This is a genomic window from Nitrospinota bacterium (genome assembly GCA_016235255.1).
Lineage (GTDB): Bacteria > Nitrospinota_A > UBA7883 > UBA7883 > JACRLM01 > JACRLM01.
In genome coordinates this window covers 1-16,496 of sequence record JACRLM010000069.1, presented here as the reverse complement: position 1 = coordinate 16,496, position 16,496 = coordinate 1, and the positions used below count along the sequence as shown (strand labels likewise).

Here is a 16,496-nt window from a genome sequence, read left to right as displayed (position 1 = left end):
GGCACGGCGCCGGCGGACGCGTGGACAAACCTATGGAAGCCGGATCAAAACCCCGCGTCGGGATAAGCGCATGCCTGGCCGGGCGCAACGTTCGTTACGACGGGGCAAATAAATACGACGAATCGCTGATAAGCGCGCTTGAAAAAGTGGCCGAGCCGGTTTTGTTCTGCCCGGAGATGGAAATCGGCCTTGGCGCCCCGAGGGATCCTTTGCGGCTATACGGTGATCCGCAAAATCCACGGGCATTGTCCATCGGGACAGGCGGGGCGGACGTGACGGACAAGCTTGAGGCGGCGGGCGGGGATTTTGTCCGAAAAAGCGGCATATGCGGATTCATCGGCAAGGGGAGGTCGCCAAGCTGCGGACATAAGAGCGCGGAAGTTTATGACAATGAAGGCGGGCTGACCAGCCAGGCGGGCTCCGGCGTGTTCGTAAACTCCATCAGCAGGACGGCTCCGGACATGCCGGTGGAAGAAGCGGAGAGCCTTTGCGGCAAGACGGCGTTCGACCGGTTCATGGAGCGCGTGGTGGAATACTCCAGCCTGCATGGAGAACGTGGCGCGGGCGCATAAAATCCACGGTTTCAATGTAGAATCATTCAAAACTCCTCCTTTTCCTTGCAATCGGTCCTCTATTCTGGTATCAAGAAAGTAGATGAACCCAGACGAGGCGGCGGCATGCGCATCCTGGCGATAGACACTTCCACATCCCAAACAAACGCCGCAATTGCAGAAAACGGAATAATCAAAGCATCCATACGCCAAACAGCAGTTCACACGCATTCACGCAACCTGCTTGAAGTGGTCAAAAACCTTCTGGCGGAAGCCGGAGTCGCGCTCGATGAGATCGACGTGATAGCGGCGGCGGCGGGGCCGGGCTCTTTCACCGGCCTTAGGATCGGCCTTGGCTCCATAATGGGGCTTGCGGACGCTCTGAACAAGCCTGTGGCCGGGGCGGGATCGCTGGACGCGATTGCCCGCGCCCACGATTTTAACGGCGAAGGCTATCTTTGCCCCATCCTCAACGCCAGAAAAGGGGAAGTTTACGCCGCGCTGTACCGCAGTTCCGGCCATGGCGGGAAATTGGAGAAACTGACGGCGGACCTGGCCGTCCCGCCGGAGGAACTTGCCGGGGTGATAGACGGCCCCGTGCGGTTCGTGGGGGATGGTTTCGCACCATACGCCGAGGTATTCAATTCGCGGTTGAAAAACGCCGTGGCGGACCCGCAAAGCGCCAGGCCCCCGGCGGAAGGGGTGGCGATGATAGTTTATGAAAAGGCGGTGGAGGGGCTGTTGGAAACTCTTCCGCCTTCGCCAAGATACGTGCGCCGCTCCCAGGCGGAGATCAACTGGGAACTACTCCACACCAAAAATTGAGGAAGGAGGGACCGATGCAAGTAGCGGAACATGAATCAGCCTTCGCCAACCTTATGGCCACAAACCCCGATTTCAGGAAACTTGCGGGGGAGCATTCATCGCTGGAAAGGCTGGTGGGCGGGATTGTCCGTAAAAAAGTGGTGTCGGCGGACGACGAGATGGAGCTGTCAAGGCTCAAAAAACTGAAACTGGCCGCCAAGGACAAGATGGACAGGATCATGAGCGAGGCGATCAAATAGCGTTTTATTTTTTCGATAACGGGGCGGTCCACAGGCCGCCCCTTTTTTATTGCGGGAATCACTCCCATCTCCCATAATACAGCTATGTACAATGTTATGGCGCAATCATGAGAACGATGACCTATACAGCCGCCCGGAACAAGCTTGCCAGGACCATCAACGAAGTGACCCGGGACCATGCTCCGGTGGTTATCACAAGGCAAAAGGGAGAGGCCGCTGTGCTCATGTCCCTGGACGACTATAACGCCTTCGAGGAGACCGCCTACCTGCTGCGAAGCCCGGCAAACGCGGCCCGGCTGCTAAAGGCGGCGCGGGAGGCGGAAAAAGGAAAGGCACGGAAGCGGAAGCTTGTCGCCGGTGATTAGCTTTACCGGCGGCGCGTGGGAGGACTATCTTCACTGGAGCCGGACAGACCGCAAGAAACTCGCCCGGATCAACGAACTGATCAAAGATATCCAGCGCGATCCCTTCAGGGGCATCGGGAAACCGGAGCCGTTGAAGCATGCTCTGGCGGGTTACTGGTCGCGCCGCATAGACGATATGCATCGTCTGGTGTACAAGGTGGACGCTTCCGGCGGCCTTGTCATCCTCCAATGCCGTTACCATTACTGAATTGCCGGACCGGCGCCCGCCTTGACCTTTGCGCGTGGCATAGGCTACGCTTCTAGGACTTATGAATGAATCGCAGCAGACAGGCCATGGCGCCACCGTAAGACCTTTCGATCCCGCCGCAGGACGCCAGGGAATATGGACCGGCGTGATAGGCGGCCTTTTCGCCCTTGTCATGTGTTCCGCATATGCGATCTACAAGGCCAAGACCCTCCCAAACGGCGGCCCCAACGTTTTTGAATGCCTGTCGTGGATGCCTTCCGGCTATTCGTTCCGGTTCATAAACCGCAACTATTTTGACGTGCTCGGCGTGGTGGCCCTTTCGTTCACGCTCATGGTCACCTGGGAGACCCGCAAAGACCCGTTCCGCCGCGCCGCCACGCTTCTGGCCGCCGCCTGCGGCGTTTTCATGGCATGGTCCATAGCGCTCGGAAGCAAGCCATTCATAAACGGCCCGACGCTATCTTTCATTGGCTGGCCCTGGACGGACATGGAAGCGTGTTACGTCATATGCGGTGGCGCCGTTACGGCCATATGGGCCTCCGGCCTCAGCTCGTTGCGGATGGGCAAATACCGCCTGGCCCCTGCGGGATGGGCGTTAAAGACCGCTTTTTACCGCTGGTTTACGGGGCTTTGCGTTTTCGGCGCGCTGATGCTGGTGTTCCTGTCGCACCCTTTTTACGGCTCCGGGTACTATGAGAACTGGCGGATCACCGTGTCGTACCTGTTCACCATCTACGCGCTGGCCGGGCTGCCGTACGCGTTCATCACGAACCTTTTGCGCAAAAGCCGCGCGGAGGACAGGAAGGATCCCGGTTTTGTGGCGCTGATCTTCCTTCGGGCCGCGGTAAAAAGCGTGGCCCGCAAAGATTACAGCGCCGCGCGCCGGGCGTTTTTCAACAGGTCCAACCTGGTCACCGCAAGGGACACGGGAGTGAAGTTCTTCTTCGTCCCCCTGATGCTCACGTTCCTTTTCATGGAGGCTTCCGGGCTTTTCGATTTCTTTCCGAAACTGTATGGCCAGGCTGCGATGATACTGGGCGCAACCCCAAGCGCACAATCAGACACCTGGCCGTGGTGGGCCCTGTTCGATTATTTCTACGCAAGCGCCTTCCACGGCATATTCCTTATGGACGTGTCCATAAGCCTGGTGGGCTACATATGCTCGTCGCGATGGCTGGACAACAAGTCCAAAAGCGTGGACCCCACCTTGAGCGGATGGCTTGCGGCGCTTGTGTGCTACCCCCCCTTCAACGGCCTGACCACCAATTACCTGCCCTATGACAGGAATTTCCACGGGGCGCACATATTGGACTTCACGCATTTGACGTTTCTGGACCCGGCTTACGCCGCCGCCATGAACAACTTCGCTGAATTCGGCCTGCGGCTGACGACGCTTTGCGCCTTCACGGTGTATGTTTGGGCGACGATGGCCTTCGGGCTTCGTTTTTCCAACCTTACCAACCGGGGGATAATCACCCGGGGCCCTTACGCCTTCATCCGCCACCCGGCATATATCGCCAAGAACATCGCATGGTGGTCGGAGAACGTGAGGAACTTTGCAAGTCCGTGGCAGTTCGTGTTCCTTGCGGTGTGGAACATAATCTATTTCCTTCGCGCCGTCACAGAGGAACGTCACCTGAAAAGCGACCCTGATTACGCGGCGTACTGCGGACATGTGAAACACAGGTTCATTCCGGGATTCTGGTGACAGGCGCATCCTTCATGTCCGGTTGAGCGCAAAACCACTTGTTGGCCCCGGCCCGTTGCGGTATCGTTAACATCCGTGACAACACCAAAAAGCAGGCGGTCCGATGAACTTTAACGTGATAATGGCAGGCGGCAAGGGAACGAGGTTCTGGCCCCTTTCGCGCGAAAACCGGCCCAAGCAGACGCTCCCCATAGCGGGGGAGTCCACCATGATCCAGGCGACGCTGGAAAGGATCATCCCGATAGCGCCGCCGGAACGCACCATCGTCATCACCGGCGCGTCCCACGTGGATGAAATCCGTTTTCAGCTTCCGCGGGTCCCGCCTGAAAACGTCATCGCCGAACCGGCCGGGCGCAACACCGCGCCATGCGTGGCCCTGGCGGCGATGATCGTGGCCAAGCGCGATCCGGGGGGGATAATGGCGGTGTTCCCGGCGGACCATGTGGTGACCCGGCCCGATGAGCTTGTGCATGTGGCCAGAATGCTTGTCAACGTTCTGGACAAATTCCCGGGGTCGCTCGGGACCATCGGAATCAAGCCAGCCTACCCCGAGACAGGCTACGGATATATAAAGCGGGGGGACGACATGGCGCCATCCATTTTCAAGGTGGAGCGCTTCCTTGAAAAGCCGGACGCCGCCGCCGCGGCCGAGTACGTCAAGTCCGGCGGCTATTACTGGAACGCCGGGATGTTCTTCTGGCGGGCGGACACGATATTAAAAGAGCTCGACGACGCGATGCCGCGCCTGATGAAGGAGATGTGGCCGATACGCCGGGCAATAGGGACGGACGATTTTGAAACCGTGATGCGAGAGGTTTATCCAACCCTCGAATCGCAGTCCATAGACTATGGCGTGATGGAAAAAGCCGGGCGCGAGGGGAAAGTGATCGTGGCGGCGGCGGACCCGGGATGGAACGACGTTGGGTCGTGGCGGAGCTTGTACGATCTTATGGAGCCGGACGCGGAAGGAAACCGGGCGCGGGGCAAACTCATCGCCGTGGACGCCAGGGGCGTTTTGGCCCATAACGGCAACCGGCTGGTGGCGGTGGTGGGCGTTGACAACGTGGTGGTGGTGGAGACGGACGACGCCATACTCGTGCTAAACCGCGAAAAGGCCCAGGATGTGCGCCAGGTGACGGAGAAGCTCAGGCAGATGGGGATGAAGGAGTATTTGTAGAAAGCGCCTGTTGAAACGCCACCTCCTATGGCAATTGCCGGGACGGTGGCGTTACTATACGGAGGGGTGAATAATACCCCGTCCCGCATTAAGATATCCTTGGCCGGACGGCTATGGGGAAGCGCTTAAATCACCTTAAAATATCGGCCTGTTCACGTCGTGGCACAACGCGGCGTTGCAAGAGCCGTTCACCTGATGGGCGATCATCGCCGATGACAGCGACGCGGTGTAGCCGCCCGAAGGATTCCCGCCGTATTTGCTCCTCAGGCAGAAATTCCCCTGCGAGTTCACGGGCAGGCTGTATGTGGCGCCGGAATCCTCGATTATGGTTATGGTGGAGCCCGCCGGGGCCGATCCGGAGTAGCTCATCGGCTTAAAGCCGCTGGTGTGGCAGCCGGACTGGGCGCAATCGGTCCCGTTATAATACTGGTGGTTGTTCTGGGTCTCGCACGAGTATCGGGAGCCTGTGTCCCCATTGCCGTTATCACCGCTGTTATCGTCCGGCCCGCCGCCGCCGCCGCAAGCGTGCAGTGCGATGAGCAGGGCCAGTATGCAGACGGCAAGCAACCTTCTGGCAATAGTGATTTTGGGCATGAGCGGCACTCCCGGATTAGAAATACTCAACAATTATCAACATCGTTATTTTACGCAAACCGTTTTTTGGCGCAAGCGTTTTTAGTTCAGCGTTTTTAGTTCAGGCGCACCGCCCAATCGCCTCACCCGTCCCATGCCACAGGTATTTCCACCGCCGCATGGATCGTGCGTTCCCCAACGGCGCAAGTCACCGCCATCACTTTCACTCCTGCCAGCCACGCGGCCTTGAGCGACGCGGCGAATCCGGGATCGGTGGCGGCGTTGGGCGTAAACCGGGCCACGCCGGAACGGCCGATGACGAACAAAACCGCGCAGTCATATCCTTCATCCAGCAATTCGGCCAGATATTCCACGTGGGATTTTCCCCGTTCCGTAGGCGCGTCGGGAAACATGGCTGTGTCCCCATTGACCAGCGTCGCCGATTTGACTTCCACGATCATCGGCTTTTTGCCAGCCCCTTCGAGCAAAAGGTCGAACCTGTGATGGCCGATGGTGGCCTCCCGCCGCTTTACGCGGTATCCGGCGAACATCGTCCATTTGCCGCTTTCCACCATCCGCTCCGCCACCCGGTTCGGTACCGACGAGTCCACACAAACCCATCGTCCGCCATATTTTACGGAACGCAGGGTATAGCGGGTCTTGCGCTCCGGATTCGTTGAAGGTTCCAGCAATGCCTGCGCGCCGGGGGTCAAAAGTTCCGTCAGCCTGCCGGAATTCGGGATATGGGCGGAGGTCTCCCCCTTGCCGGTAAGGACGCGGCAAAGGAACCTGTTCATTTTGCGGACGATTTTCGCCGGGACGGGATTTTCTATATAGACCATTTTGCTTTCACGCCGTCCAACGGCCGTAGCGCAGGCGTCCCGCCGGCAATTGCCGTCTGGAAGGCGGCGCTGCGATTTTCAGGCGCCGTGCCGTCCGAAAATAAGGCTGCCGTTCACCCCGCCGAACCCGAACGAGTTGGAAAGCGCGTAATCTATCTTGCGCTCCACCGCCTTGTTGGGGGCGTAGAAAAGGTCGCAAGCCGGATCCTGATTGTCCAGGTTGATTGTGGGGGGAATGATCCCGGTCTCAAGCGCCTTGATGGTGAAAATCGCCTCGATCCCCCCTGCGGCGCCCAGAAGGTGCCCGGTCATGGACTTTGTGGACGACACGACAAGCTTGTGGGCATGCTCCCCGAATGCCCGCTTCACCGCCAGGGTCTCTATGGCGTCGGCCATGGTGGAAGTGGCGTGGGCGTTTATATAACCTATCTGGTCCGGCAGTATCCCGGCGTCCCGTATTGCGTGGTTCATGGCGGCCAATGCGCCGTCCCCTTCCGGCGGTGGGGATGTCATGTGATAGGCGTCCGAACTCATTCCGTATCCGATAAGGTCGGCGTATATCCTTGCGCCACGGGCCACCGCGCGCTCCCGGCGCTCCAGCACCACCACGCCGCACCCTTCGCCCATCACGAATCCGTCCCGGTCCGCGTCAAAGGGCCTGCTGGCCTTTTCCGGCTCGTCGTTTCTTTTAGAAAGCGCTTTGGCGGCGGCGAATCCGGCTATGCCAAGCCCGGTAATGGCCGCTTCCGCCCCGCCGGCCACTATCACGTCCGCGTCACCACGCTCGATTAACCGCCCGGCGTCGCCTATGGCGGAAGATCCCGTGGTGCAGGCCGTCACCGGGCAAGAAGAGGGCCCCCGCAGCCCGTAGTGGATGGACACCTGCCCCGCCGCCATGTTCGCCAAAACGGCCGGGATGAAGAAAGGCGACACCCTGCGCGGGCCGCGTTCCCTAAGGATTTTCGCCGTGCTTTCTATCTCCGGCAGGCCGCCGATCCCGGCGCCTATTATCGCCCCCATCCTGTCGCGCTCATGGGACGGCATGTTGTGGACGTCTATCCCGGCGTCCTCGAAGGCGAACCGGGTGGCGGCGATGGCGAACTGGATGAAGGTGTCCATCTTCTTGACCTCTTTCCCGTCTATATAGTTCAACGGGTCGAAGCCTTTCACCTCCCCTGCGATCCGCACGGGATATTCGGAGGCGTCAAACCTGGTGATAAGGCCAATGCCGGACTTGCCGGCGGTTATCCCCTTCCAGGTCTCGGCCACACCTATGCCAAGGGGTGTCACCATCCCAAGGCCGGTCACCACGACATTTTTCATCATTTCAGCTTTAAATCAGCGCATACCGGGCTATGGGCGCGCCATCCCGCCTTAGCGGGCCGCGCACCCCAAACCCCGCGCAGCCTTACGCCTTGCCGGCGGTGGCGTTGGTGATATAGTCAACCGCCTGCTGGACGGTCTGTATCTTCTCCGCGTCCTCGTCGGGGATCTCTATGTCGAAAGCCTCCTCAAAGGCCATCACAAGCTCCACCACGTCCAGCGAATCGGCGTTAAGATCGGTGTCGAACTTGGCGGCTGGCACAACCTTGGCCACGTCCACCTGAAGTTGCTCGACGATGATCTCCTTAACTTTCTCGGCTATAGCCATAGCATTCATCTCCTGAATAAAAACGTTTTTCTATTGTAATGAAAACAGCGGGAATTCCAAGCTTAAAATCACACCCCCATCGCCATACCGCCGTTTACCGATATCGTCTGGCCGGTGACATACGCCGCTTCCTCCGAAGCCAGGTACACCGCGGCATGGGCGATATCGGCAACTTCGCCGAACCGCCCCAGTGGTATTGCCTCCAGAATCTTCTCTTTAAGCTTGTCCGGCAGCGCGCCGGTCATGTCCGTTGTTATAAATCCGGGGGCGATGGCGTTCACCGTTATCCCCCGCCCCGCAAGCTCTTTTGCCGCCGACATGGTCATCCCGGCCATGCCCGCCTTGGAGGCGGCGTAGTTTACCTGCCCGGCGTTCCCCGTCTGCCCCACTATTGAGGTGATGTTTATCACCCTGCCCCGCCTCTGTTTCATCATCACGGCGGCGGCGGCCTGGGTCATGTTAAACGTCCCTTTAAGGTTCACCCGGATGACTTCGTCGAAATCTTCTTCTTTCATCCGCACCAGAAGCCCGTCCTTGGTGATCCCGGCGTTGTTCACCAAAATGTCCGCCCTGGCGTAAAGCTCCGAACATTTTGCCACCACGGTTTTGGCGAAGGATGAATCCCCCACGTCGCCTGTCATCCCTTCCGCGCGCACGCCATATGCCCGGCACGCGGCGAGTATCTCGTCCAGCGGGTTGGACCGCGTCACCAACACAAGGTCCGCCCCTTCCCGGGCAAACGCTTCCGCCAAGCCTTTTCCTATCCCCCGGGCCGCTCCGGTGATTATCGCGGCGTTCCCCTTTAACCTATCCATTAGCCCCCTCCATAGCCTTGTCCAGTTCCTCCACGGAGCCGATGGACACCGTCTCCACAGACTTGTCTATCCTTTTCATAAGCCCCGCCAGCACCCTGCCCGGCCCCAGTTCATATGCCCTGGCCACGCCAAGGCCGGAAAGCTTTTTCATGGAGTCCACCCACTGGACACACCCGGTCACCTGCCGGACAAGCCCGTCGCGCACGTCGGCGGCGGTGGCGGAAAGCCCGGAGTCCACATTGCGGATAACCGGGAATCCGGGATCGTTGATCGTTATCGACTCCATAAACTGCGCCAGCCCCTCGCGGGCCTGCTTCATCATGGATGTGTGGAACGGGGCGCTGACCGGGAGCGATAGGGCCTTTTTCGCCCCTTTCGATTTGGCTATCTCCATAGCCTTTGCCACGTCTTCGGTTTTCCCGGCGATCACCGTCTGCTCCGGGCTGTTGAAATTCGCCGGGGCCACCTCTCCCCCCGCCTCCGCGCAGACATCGGCCACTGCGGCCGGTTCCAGCCCTATTATGGCGGCCATGGCCCCCACCCCAACAGGCACGGCGGACTGCATCAGTTCACCCCTCTTGCGGACAAGCCGTATCGCGTCCGAAAATCCTATGGCCCCGGCGGCGTAACAGGCCGAAAATTCCCCCAGGCTGTGCCCTGCGGCGGCTTTCGGGACGATGTTTTTTCTTTCCAGCAGGGCCTCCAGGGCTATCACAGAACATAACAATATGGCGGGCTGGGTGTTGGCGGTGAGCCGAAGCTCCTCCTCCGGCCCCTCGGCCATGATATTGCCGATGTCGAATCCCAGCGCGTCGTTGGCCTCTTCCACCCGCCTTTTAGCGGATGGGGAGCTATTTATAAAAGTTGCCCCCATGCCGGGGAACTGCGACCCCTGCCCGGGAAACAAAAACGCCGTCTTTTCACTCATTATATGGAAATATCCAAGAATACCAAGGAATCGTAGAAAATAACCGGAGCCGCCCCATATGTCAATAGCCGCGCAGGGGAAAAGAGGCGTTCTTTTCTTTTGGGAAAAAGAAAAGAACCAAAAGAAAACCGTGTGCGCCGCCTTGCGGGGGATTCCATCCCCCCAAGCGGCGCAGATAAAGTTTCTTTTCGCTTCCTTTTCTTTCCAAAGAAAAGGAAGTCCTCTTCATCCCGGCGGCGCTATACAGCTTGACGCCTCCCTTGCTGTCCGGGGTGTTCTTCACCCCGGACCTGCTCAGTGTGTAATGTCAGGACGGCGGGGTGACGCCTCCGGCTTAAACACCCCGCCGAGCATCTACTCCCCCCGGCGGCGCTATACAGCTTGGCGCCTTGGGTTTTCTTTCATATAATCGTCTGATTGGATATGATCACGCTGTTTTTTCCCCTTCGATCTGGAGAGCATATTAAATGAAGATTTTCATAGACTCGGCGGACATAAAGGAAATCCGCGAAGCCAACGCCTTGGGCGTGGTGGACGGCGTCACCACCAATCCATCCCTGGTGGCCAAGACCGGCAAGGATTTTAGAACGGTCATCAACGAGATCGTGGCTGAGGTGGACGGCCCGATATCCGCCGAGGTGATAGCGCTCGACTGCGCCGGGATGCTCAATGAGGCGCGGGAGCTGGCCAAGATCCACGAGAACATCGTGGTGAAGATCCCGATGACCACCGAGGGGCTCAAGGCGGTGAAAACGCTCACCGGCGAGGGGATAAAGACCAACGTTACGCTGGTGTTCTCCGCAAACCAGGCTCTTCTGGCGGCCAAGGCGGGGGCATCGTATGTCTCCCCATTCATCGGCAGGCTGGACGACGCGTCGCACAACGGCATTGAGATCATCGGCCAGATAATGGAAATTTTCTCAAACTACGGGTTCGACACGGAGGTGATCGTCGCCTCGGTCCGCAACCCGCTCCATGTGCTTGAATCGGCCCGGATGGGAGCCGACGTGGCCACCATACCTTTCTCCGTTATCACCCAGCTTTCCCGCCATCCGCTCACGGACGTGGGGATAGAGCGGTTCTTGAAAGACTGGGAGAAGGTGCCAAAATCCTGACCGGAGCCTTGTGATGCCATCGGTTATGGTGAACGGGGCCGGTATCGTAAAAAAGTTCGGTTCCTTCACCGCCGTCGCCGGAGTGGACTTTTCCGTGATGCGGGGGGAGTGTTTTGGGTTTTTGGGCCCAAACGGGGCCGGCAAGACCTCCGTGATGCGTATGATCCAGTGCCTTTCGCCAATAGATGAAGGCTCCATCACCGTGGACGGCATGGCCGCCGGGAAAGACGACAGGGAAATAAAGGCGATCCTGGGCGTGGCGCCGCAGGAAGAAAGCCTGGACCCGGACCTGTCCGTGATGAAAAACCTCGTGGTGTTCGCCGGGTATTTCGACATCCCCCGAAAAACGGCGGAGGACAAGGCGCGGGCGCTTCTGGACTTTTTCCACCTTACCCAATGGCGCAACCACAAGATCAGGGCCCTTTCCGGCGGTATGCGCAGAAGGCTTGTGATCGCCCGGGCGCTTATCAACGATCCTTCCATCCTCATCCTCGACGAGCCGACCACCGGGCTGGACCCCTCCGCCCGGCTCGTAATATGGAGAAAGCTCGCCGAGCTCAAGCGCTCCGGAGTCACCATGATCCTCACCACCCATTACATGGAAGAGGCCATGAGGCTTTGCGGCAGGGTGGCGATCATGCGGGACGGGCGCATAATGCTCACCGGCGAGCCGGAACGGCTGATCCACGAGCAACTGGGGGACGCGGTGACGGAGCTTGTGTGCCGGGAAGGTTTTGAGAGCGCCGCCGAAGAGGCCATATCCCGGACCGGACTGCGGTTTGAGCGGATGGAGAACAGTTTCGTGATTTTCGGCCCCGCCGACGGAGAGCTTGACGCGATAATGGCGCGCAACGGCGAACTGGGCTTCGTGAAAACAAGACGCGCCCCGAACTTGGAGGACCTTTTCATAAAACTCACGCATAAAGGCCACGCAGGCGCGGCGGAGGGGAGATGATGGTCACCCACAGGGCCCTCCACGTGTGGCGCAGGAACTTTTCAGTTTACCTTACACACTACAAGCCAAGCCTTGTCGGGAATATAGGCGAGCCGCTTTTGTACCTTTTCACCATGGGGATGGGGCTTGGCGGCTACATGAGCGGCATAGGCGGCATGCCGTACATAAACTACATCGCGCCGGGGCTTATCGTGACCACGGCGATGTACTCGGCGGTGTTCGAATGCACCTTCGGCTCGTTCACCCGGATGACGGTGCAGGGGACATACGAGTCCATCATATCCACCCCCGTGTCCCTTGCCGACCTTGTGGTGGGTGAGATCATGTGGGGGATGACCAAGTCCATGATATCCGCCACGGTGATGGTCATAGTGATGACGCTATTCGGGCTTTATGCCCCCGGCCCGGGATTTTTGGGCATAGCGGTCACCGTGGCGTTCACGGGGACGCTTTTCGCCGCGGCGGCCATATGCTTTTCGGCCATATCGCCAAGCTATGATTTTTTCGATTATTTTTTCACCCTGGCGGTGGCGCCGATGTTCTTCCTTTCAGGGGTGTTCTTCCCGCTCGACCAGTTCCCGGACGCCGTCAAATGGCTATCGCTGACGCTCCCGGCCACGCACTCCGTGAACCTCATCAGGTTTTTCTTCCACGGCTCCGTGGGTGAAGGGCTTGTCGCGGCTCCGGTATTTCTTGCGGCCGGGGCGCTGTTTTTCACGTGGCTCGCCGTCAGGCTTGTGAGGAAGAGGATAGTGGTGTGATCAGCCGCCAAGGCAGCGGGCGGGGCAGAGCGCATATTGCCAATTCACACTGCGAGTTGTACAGTTTACAAAAGGCTTGAGCGAGGCGGCGCGAAACCTCAACATAGGGCTATTGGACAAATGAAGATATACACTTATTCGCAGGCCCGGGACAAACTTGCCGATGTTCTGGATGAATCGCGAAAAGAGGAAGTGGTCATCCGCCGCCGCAAGGGGGATATGTATCTGATCACGCCCAAGGCGCGTCAGGAAAGCTCCCCTTTTGAAGTGAACGGGCTTTCCGGGCATAAAGTTTCCCGCAAGGATATTCTCGGCGCGTTGCGGGAATCAAGGAGAAGGTGAAAACCGTCCTCTATTACGTCTGTGGCCTCGCTGTGGCGGCAATTCAAGACGACGCCTTGATTGTTTCCAGCGCTTTTTTGATTATTTTTGGATGCAATGTGCCGCCGGAGTGGAAAGGAACCACAACCCTTGACGCGGATTTCATGAATATCCTGTGGCTCCCCTTGATCCTGACCAGCTCAAACCCCGCTTTCATCAACATTGATTCGAGTTCACGATAGGTCAGCCTTGGAGTCTTAGCCAACCGCCACCTCAAAAGATGTGGTGAGGATTTCCTTGCTGAAACGCTCCTTTATTTCTTCCTCGCTCATTGTCTCAACATAAAGGGCCACGGCCTCTTTCATGTTGGCGATAATTTCCTCAAGCGTCCCCCCCTGCGTCTGGCATCCGTCCAGCTCCGGGCAGTATGCGTAATACCCGTTTCCATCTTTTTCGATCACCACACTTGCCTTGTATGACATTTTTGCGATCTCCGGTTGGCTCATCTATCATGTCATTATACCAGACTGTGGAACCACCCGGTTCACGCCGCGGAAGTGTATAATCCTTGGATGAAAACCGTTCTCTATTACGTCTCCGGCCACGGCTTCGGCCACGCCACCCGCGCCGCGCTTGTGGCAAAGTCCCTGGCCGATGACTTCGGCCGCAGGGTGATCGTCCGCACCTCCGCCCCTTCGTGGCTTTTTAAAAAAGGATCGCGCGGCGAGGTGGTCGTGGACCCGGCGGACGTGGATTCCGGCCCGGCCCAGGTAGATTGCCTGACAACCGACGTTGACGGCACACTCCAGCGCTTCACCGCCATGATGCGCGCCTTCCCCGCCGCCGCCGATGCTGAATATGCTTACGCCTCCAAACATAAACCAGCCGCCGTCGTCAGCGACATATCCCCTTTGGGGGTGGAAACGGGCCGAAGGCTCGGCGTACCAACCATAGTGGTAACGAACTTCCTTTGGGACTGGATACTTGGCGCCTACGCCCCCGTAATACCTGAGTTTTACGATATCTCAAAATGGCTCACAAAGGTGTACACTTCCGCCACAAGGATTCTGCGCATCAAGACATTCTCCGGCGGCATGGACGGATACGCCAACGTGAAAGACATAAACTTGATCGCCAACAAAAGCGGTCTTACCCGCGAGGAGGCCCGGCGCAAGCTCGGCCTTTCGCCGGAGGGGAAATACGCGCTTGTCTCCCTTGGGGGGATCGGCGCGGGAGACTTTTTCGGCACGGTGGAGGAAAGGGTGACGGTGTGCGGCCTTCTCACCCTCGGCGAGGGAAATCCGCGTTTCGGACGTATGCGGCGGTTTGAAAGGGGTGAAGCGGAACATGCCTGCCTTCTGGCCGCCGCCGACATGGTGATAGGCAAACTTGGCTATGGGCTGTGCTCCGAATTGGCCGCAACGCCCCGCGGCATCCTTTACACCCCCCGCAATGATTTCGTAGAATATGAAGCGCTGGATAGGGACATAAGGGATTACGCCGCCGTGCGGGCCGTTCCCCGGAGCAGGTTCTTCGGTGAAAACCTGGACGATGACGTGACGTTTTTAATGAACGCGGCCAATCCGGCCGCCTCCGCCTCCATTGACGGGGCGCGGCAGGCCGCCGGAATAATTGACGGTTATATTTAATCATGGACGAACAGACGCCCAAATCCGCCCCCAAGGCGCCGTTGGACGCGGCCTTCCTGGGCAACATCCTGGACGGCATCCGCGATTCAATAAAAATCCTCGGCCGCGATTTTACGGTGCTGTTCGTAAACAAATCGGGCCTTAACTCCGGCGGCAAGGAACTGGACAAGGACGCGCTCATCGGAGCCAGATGCTTCGAGGGTTTCCACGGCTCCCAGGAGCTTTGCTCGTATTGCGTGGTCAAGCAGGTGTTCGACACCGGCCAGCCGGCCTTTAACACATTCACCACGCAGACCGGAGCCCAAAGCTCCCTCAAGGAAGTGTCCGTCTATCCCCTCACCTCCGCATCCGGATCGCTGGACAGCGTCATAGAGATCGTCCGCGACGTAACGGACCTGCGCCGGGGGATGTACCCTTCCGAAGAATTCAGCGACATCATAAGCCTTGATCCGAAGATGATGGAGGTGTTCCGCCTGATGCAGTCCGTGGCGCCCACCAATTCCACCGTGCTGATCCACGGGGAGACAGGCACCGGCAAGGAACTGGCCGCCAGGGCCATCCACCGCGCGTCAAAACGGGCCGGAAAAAAATTCGTGGCCATCAACTGCGGCGCGCTCACCGACTCGCTTCTGGAGACGGAGCTTTTCGGCCACGAGAAAGGCTCTTTCACCGGAGCCATCGCAAGGAAGATAGGAAAGTTCGAACTGGCGGACAAAGGGACGCTCTTCCTCGACGAAATCGGGAACATATCCCAGAACATGCAGGTGAAGATATTGCGCGCCCTGCAGGAAGGGGAAATCACCCGGGTGGGCGGCAACGAAAATATAAAGGTGGACGTGCGTTATGTTTGCGCCACAAACGTGGACTTGAGGGAGGCGGTGCGCAAGGGGGAATTCCGGGAGGACCTTTATTACAGGATCAATGTGGTGCCGGTGAGCCTGCCACCACTGCGGGAACGGCAAGTGGACATACAACCGATTGCGGAGCATTACCTGCGCAACTTCAACGAAATCCTCGGCAGGAACCTGATGGGCTTCACCTCCACCGCCATAGACCAGATGCGAAGCTATTTCTGGCCGGGCAACATCCGGGAGTTGAAGAACCTTGTGGAGCGGGCCGCGATAATGAGCAAAGGGCCATATGTGGAGCGGCTGGACATACCGGCGGTGAGTTCCGGGCAAACCGGAGCGGAAGGAACAGGCGCCATGGAGCTAAAGAACGTGGTGGCCCGGGCGGAGCGTGAATATTTAGTGGAAATACTGCGCCGCTTCAACGGAAACGTGACCGAAGCGTCCAAACACGCCGGCGTGAACGCCCGCACGATACACAGAAAGATAAAAGAACTCGGAATAGACCGGGAGTGAACGCGCTCCTTGTTGAAGGATTATCACCACTGAGGCACAAAGAAACATATTCATTCTAATATTGAAATTCTTTCTCCATGTCTCCGTGTCTCTGTGGTTAATTTTCTCTCCCCCTTTATAAACTCAACGGCATGGCGAATACGGCGAGCTTAGAGAACATATCATTTAACTAAATATAAATTGAATTTTTTTATTACATAGTTTATACTAAATCACCTTTTACTTCATTTAAGCCAAGTAACGGTAATATTGGGGTATTGGCCTAATTTAGCGAAAGTGTCCTAAACTTAGTTGAAACGAAGGTATGACCTCACCTGCTACCATGTTTTTGAACGAAAACAACGGAAAGCAAGGAGGTCACATGAAAAGAGTAAACGGTAACGGGAAAACTGGCAAGGGAAGAATGGATT

Annotated in this window: 21 protein-coding genes; 13 read left to right on the top strand and 8 right to left on the bottom strand. The window is 58.1% G+C overall.

Going from position 1 to position 16,496, the window contains the following annotated elements:
- Nucleotides 1-20: 20 nt before the first annotated feature.
- The 7 genes from HZB29_09110 to HZB29_09080 all read left to right on the top strand — a co-directional run bounded on the left by HZB29_09110 (nucleotide 21) and on the right by HZB29_09080 (nucleotide 5,112).
- Nucleotides 21-572, top strand: a complete 552-nt coding sequence (locus tag HZB29_09110) for a DUF523 domain-containing protein (GenBank protein ID MBI5815753.1) — start codon at nucleotides 21-23, stop codon at nucleotides 570-572.
- Between the two features lie 105 nt (nucleotides 573-677).
- Nucleotides 678-1,376: a tRNA (adenosine(37)-N6)-threonylcarbamoyltransferase complex dimerization subunit type 1 TsaB gene (gene tsaB, locus HZB29_09105; GenBank protein ID MBI5815752.1), complete on the top strand. Its 699-nt coding sequence runs from the start codon at nucleotides 678-680 to the stop codon at nucleotides 1,374-1,376.
- Between the two features lie 14 nt (nucleotides 1,377-1,390).
- Entirely contained in the window at nucleotides 1,391-1,615 is a 225-nt protein-coding gene (locus tag HZB29_09100; protein ID MBI5815751.1) for a DUF465 domain-containing protein, read from the top strand.
- A 107-nt stretch (nucleotides 1,616-1,722) separates the two neighbouring features.
- Nucleotides 1,723-1,980, top strand: coding sequence for a type II toxin-antitoxin system prevent-host-death family antitoxin (locus tag HZB29_09095; protein MBI5815750.1), 258 nt, complete (start codon nucleotides 1,723-1,725; stop codon nucleotides 1,978-1,980).
- The gene (locus HZB29_09090) at nucleotides 1,973-2,227 is read left to right on the top strand and encodes a Txe/YoeB family addiction module toxin (protein ID MBI5815749.1); all 255 of its coding nucleotides are present in this window, start codon (nucleotides 1,973-1,975) and stop codon (nucleotides 2,225-2,227) included. The genes HZB29_09095 and HZB29_09090 overlap by 8 nt, the downstream gene beginning before the upstream one ends.
- A gap of 61 nt (nucleotides 2,228-2,288) precedes the next feature.
- Entirely contained in the window at nucleotides 2,289-3,935 is a 1,647-nt protein-coding gene (locus HZB29_09085) for a hypothetical protein (protein MBI5815748.1), read from the top strand.
- Between the two features lie 103 nt (nucleotides 3,936-4,038).
- Nucleotides 4,039-5,112, top strand: coding sequence for an NTP transferase domain-containing protein (locus HZB29_09080; protein ID MBI5815747.1), 1,074 nt, complete (start codon nucleotides 4,039-4,041; stop codon nucleotides 5,110-5,112).
- A 135-nt stretch (nucleotides 5,113-5,247) separates the two neighbouring features.
- Here the strand turns inward: HZB29_09080 and HZB29_09075 are convergent, their stop codons facing one another.
- From HZB29_09075 to fabD, 6 genes are all read right to left on the bottom strand, one after another.
- Nucleotides 5,248-5,706, bottom strand: a complete 459-nt coding sequence (locus tag HZB29_09075) for a hypothetical protein (GenBank protein ID MBI5815746.1) — start codon at nucleotides 5,704-5,706, stop codon at nucleotides 5,248-5,250.
- A 122-nt stretch (nucleotides 5,707-5,828) separates the two neighbouring features.
- Nucleotides 5,829-6,527, bottom strand: a complete 699-nt coding sequence (gene sfsA, locus HZB29_09070) for a DNA/RNA nuclease SfsA (protein ID MBI5815745.1) — start codon at nucleotides 6,525-6,527, stop codon at nucleotides 5,829-5,831.
- Between the two features lie 78 nt (nucleotides 6,528-6,605).
- Nucleotides 6,606-7,853, bottom strand: a complete 1,248-nt coding sequence (gene fabF / locus HZB29_09065; GenBank protein ID MBI5815744.1) for a beta-ketoacyl-ACP synthase II — start codon at nucleotides 7,851-7,853, stop codon at nucleotides 6,606-6,608.
- An 82-nt stretch (nucleotides 7,854-7,935) separates the two neighbouring features.
- The gene (acpP, locus tag HZB29_09060) at nucleotides 7,936-8,178 is read right to left on the bottom strand and encodes an acyl carrier protein (protein ID MBI5815743.1); all 243 of its coding nucleotides are present in this window, start codon (nucleotides 8,176-8,178) and stop codon (nucleotides 7,936-7,938) included.
- Between the two features lie 68 nt (nucleotides 8,179-8,246).
- Nucleotides 8,247-8,993: a 3-oxoacyl-[acyl-carrier-protein] reductase gene (gene fabG / locus HZB29_09055; protein ID MBI5815742.1), complete on the bottom strand. Its 747-nt coding sequence runs from the start codon at nucleotides 8,991-8,993 to the stop codon at nucleotides 8,247-8,249.
- The gene (fabD, locus tag HZB29_09050) at nucleotides 8,986-9,921 is read right to left on the bottom strand and encodes an ACP S-malonyltransferase (GenBank protein MBI5815741.1); all 936 of its coding nucleotides are present in this window, start codon (nucleotides 9,919-9,921) and stop codon (nucleotides 8,986-8,988) included. The genes fabG and fabD overlap by 8 nt, the downstream gene beginning before the upstream one ends.
- Before the next feature lie 467 nt (nucleotides 9,922-10,388).
- Between fabD and fsa the strand changes: the two genes are divergently transcribed.
- From fsa to HZB29_09030, 4 genes are all read left to right on the top strand, one after another.
- Nucleotides 10,389-11,036, top strand: a complete 648-nt coding sequence (fsa, locus tag HZB29_09045) for a fructose-6-phosphate aldolase (GenBank protein MBI5815740.1) — start codon at nucleotides 10,389-10,391, stop codon at nucleotides 11,034-11,036.
- Between the two features lie 13 nt (nucleotides 11,037-11,049).
- Complete coding sequence (locus tag HZB29_09040; GenBank protein ID MBI5815739.1) at nucleotides 11,050-11,991, top strand: ABC transporter ATP-binding protein; 942 nt, start codon at nucleotides 11,050-11,052, stop codon at nucleotides 11,989-11,991.
- On the top strand, nucleotides 11,991-12,752 hold the full coding sequence (locus HZB29_09035; GenBank protein ID MBI5815738.1) for an ABC transporter permease: 762 nt from the start codon (nucleotides 11,991-11,993) through the stop codon (nucleotides 12,750-12,752). The genes HZB29_09040 and HZB29_09035 overlap by 1 nt, the downstream gene beginning before the upstream one ends.
- 120 nt (nucleotides 12,753-12,872) lie before the next feature.
- Nucleotides 12,873-13,094: a prevent-host-death protein gene (locus HZB29_09030; GenBank protein MBI5815737.1), complete on the top strand. Its 222-nt coding sequence runs from the start codon at nucleotides 12,873-12,875 to the stop codon at nucleotides 13,092-13,094.
- A 43-nt stretch (nucleotides 13,095-13,137) separates the two neighbouring features.
- Here the strand turns inward: HZB29_09030 and HZB29_09025 are convergent, their stop codons facing one another.
- Nucleotides 13,138-13,338, bottom strand: a complete 201-nt coding sequence (locus tag HZB29_09025; GenBank protein MBI5815736.1) for a type II toxin-antitoxin system HicA family toxin — start codon at nucleotides 13,336-13,338, stop codon at nucleotides 13,138-13,140.
- A complete protein-coding gene (locus HZB29_09020) occupies nucleotides 13,331-13,555 on the bottom strand; it encodes a type II toxin-antitoxin system HicB family antitoxin (protein MBI5815735.1) in 225 nt (74 codons plus the stop codon). Before HZB29_09020 ends, HZB29_09025 begins: the two co-directional genes overlap by 8 nt.
- A gap of 90 nt (nucleotides 13,556-13,645) precedes the next feature.
- Here HZB29_09020 and HZB29_09015 point away from each other — a divergent pair, with 90 nt between their 5' ends.
- Both HZB29_09015 and HZB29_09010 read left to right on the top strand, forming a co-directional pair.
- Nucleotides 13,646-14,722 carry a hypothetical protein gene (locus tag HZB29_09015; GenBank protein MBI5815734.1) on the top strand — a complete coding sequence of 359 codons (1,077 nt, stop codon included), beginning with the start codon at nucleotides 13,646-13,648 and terminating at the stop codon, nucleotides 14,720-14,722.
- 2 nt (nucleotides 14,723-14,724) lie between these two features.
- Nucleotides 14,725-16,086 carry a sigma 54-interacting transcriptional regulator gene (locus tag HZB29_09010; GenBank protein ID MBI5815733.1) on the top strand — a complete coding sequence of 454 codons (1,362 nt, stop codon included), beginning with the start codon at nucleotides 14,725-14,727 and terminating at the stop codon, nucleotides 16,084-16,086.
- Nucleotides 16,087-16,496: the final 410 nt, after the last annotated feature.

What these genes read in the sequence shown, in the direction of transcription:
- fabD (MBI5815741.1), bottom strand. Translation starts at nt 9,921, where the DNA reads ATGAGTGAAAAGACGGCGTTTTTGTTTCCCGGGCAGGGGTCGCAGTTC.
- HZB29_09080 (MBI5815747.1), top strand. Translation starts at nt 4,039, where the DNA reads ATGAACTTTAACGTGATAATGGCAGGCGGCAAGGGAACGAGGTTCTGG.
- HZB29_09020 (MBI5815735.1), bottom strand. Translation starts at nt 13,555, where the DNA reads ATGTCATACAAGGCAAGTGTGGTGATCGAAAAAGATGGAAACGGGTAT.
- HZB29_09085 (MBI5815748.1), top strand. Translation starts at nt 2,289, where the DNA reads ATGAATGAATCGCAGCAGACAGGCCATGGCGCCACCGTAAGACCTTTC.
- HZB29_09075 (MBI5815746.1), bottom strand. Translation starts at nt 5,706, where the DNA reads ATGCCCAAAATCACTATTGCCAGAAGGTTGCTTGCCGTCTGCATACTG.
- HZB29_09100 (MBI5815751.1), top strand. Translation starts at nt 1,391, where the DNA reads ATGCAAGTAGCGGAACATGAATCAGCCTTCGCCAACCTTATGGCCACA.
- HZB29_09035 (MBI5815738.1), top strand. Translation starts at nt 11,991, where the DNA reads ATGGTCACCCACAGGGCCCTCCACGTGTGGCGCAGGAACTTTTCAGTT.
- HZB29_09095 (MBI5815750.1), top strand. Translation starts at nt 1,723, where the DNA reads ATGAGAACGATGACCTATACAGCCGCCCGGAACAAGCTTGCCAGGACC.
- fsa (MBI5815740.1), top strand. Translation starts at nt 10,389, where the DNA reads ATGAAGATTTTCATAGACTCGGCGGACATAAAGGAAATCCGCGAAGCC.
- acpP (MBI5815743.1), bottom strand. Translation starts at nt 8,178, where the DNA reads ATGGCTATAGCCGAGAAAGTTAAGGAGATCATCGTCGAGCAACTTCAG.
- HZB29_09040 (MBI5815739.1), top strand. Translation starts at nt 11,050, where the DNA reads ATGCCATCGGTTATGGTGAACGGGGCCGGTATCGTAAAAAAGTTCGGT.
- HZB29_09030 (MBI5815737.1), top strand. Translation starts at nt 12,873, where the DNA reads ATGAAGATATACACTTATTCGCAGGCCCGGGACAAACTTGCCGATGTT.
- HZB29_09015 (MBI5815734.1), top strand. Translation starts at nt 13,646, where the DNA reads ATGAAAACCGTTCTCTATTACGTCTCCGGCCACGGCTTCGGCCACGCC.
- sfsA (MBI5815745.1), bottom strand. Translation starts at nt 6,527, where the DNA reads ATGGTCTATATAGAAAATCCCGTCCCGGCGAAAATCGTCCGCAAAATG.
- HZB29_09010 (MBI5815733.1), top strand. Translation starts at nt 14,725, where the DNA reads ATGGACGAACAGACGCCCAAATCCGCCCCCAAGGCGCCGTTGGACGCG.
- fabG (MBI5815742.1), bottom strand. Translation starts at nt 8,993, where the DNA reads ATGGATAGGTTAAAGGGGAACGCCGCGATAATCACCGGAGCGGCCCGG.
- tsaB (MBI5815752.1), top strand. Translation starts at nt 678, where the DNA reads ATGCGCATCCTGGCGATAGACACTTCCACATCCCAAACAAACGCCGCA.
- fabF (MBI5815744.1), bottom strand. Translation starts at nt 7,853, where the DNA reads ATGATGAAAAATGTCGTGGTGACCGGCCTTGGGATGGTGACACCCCTT.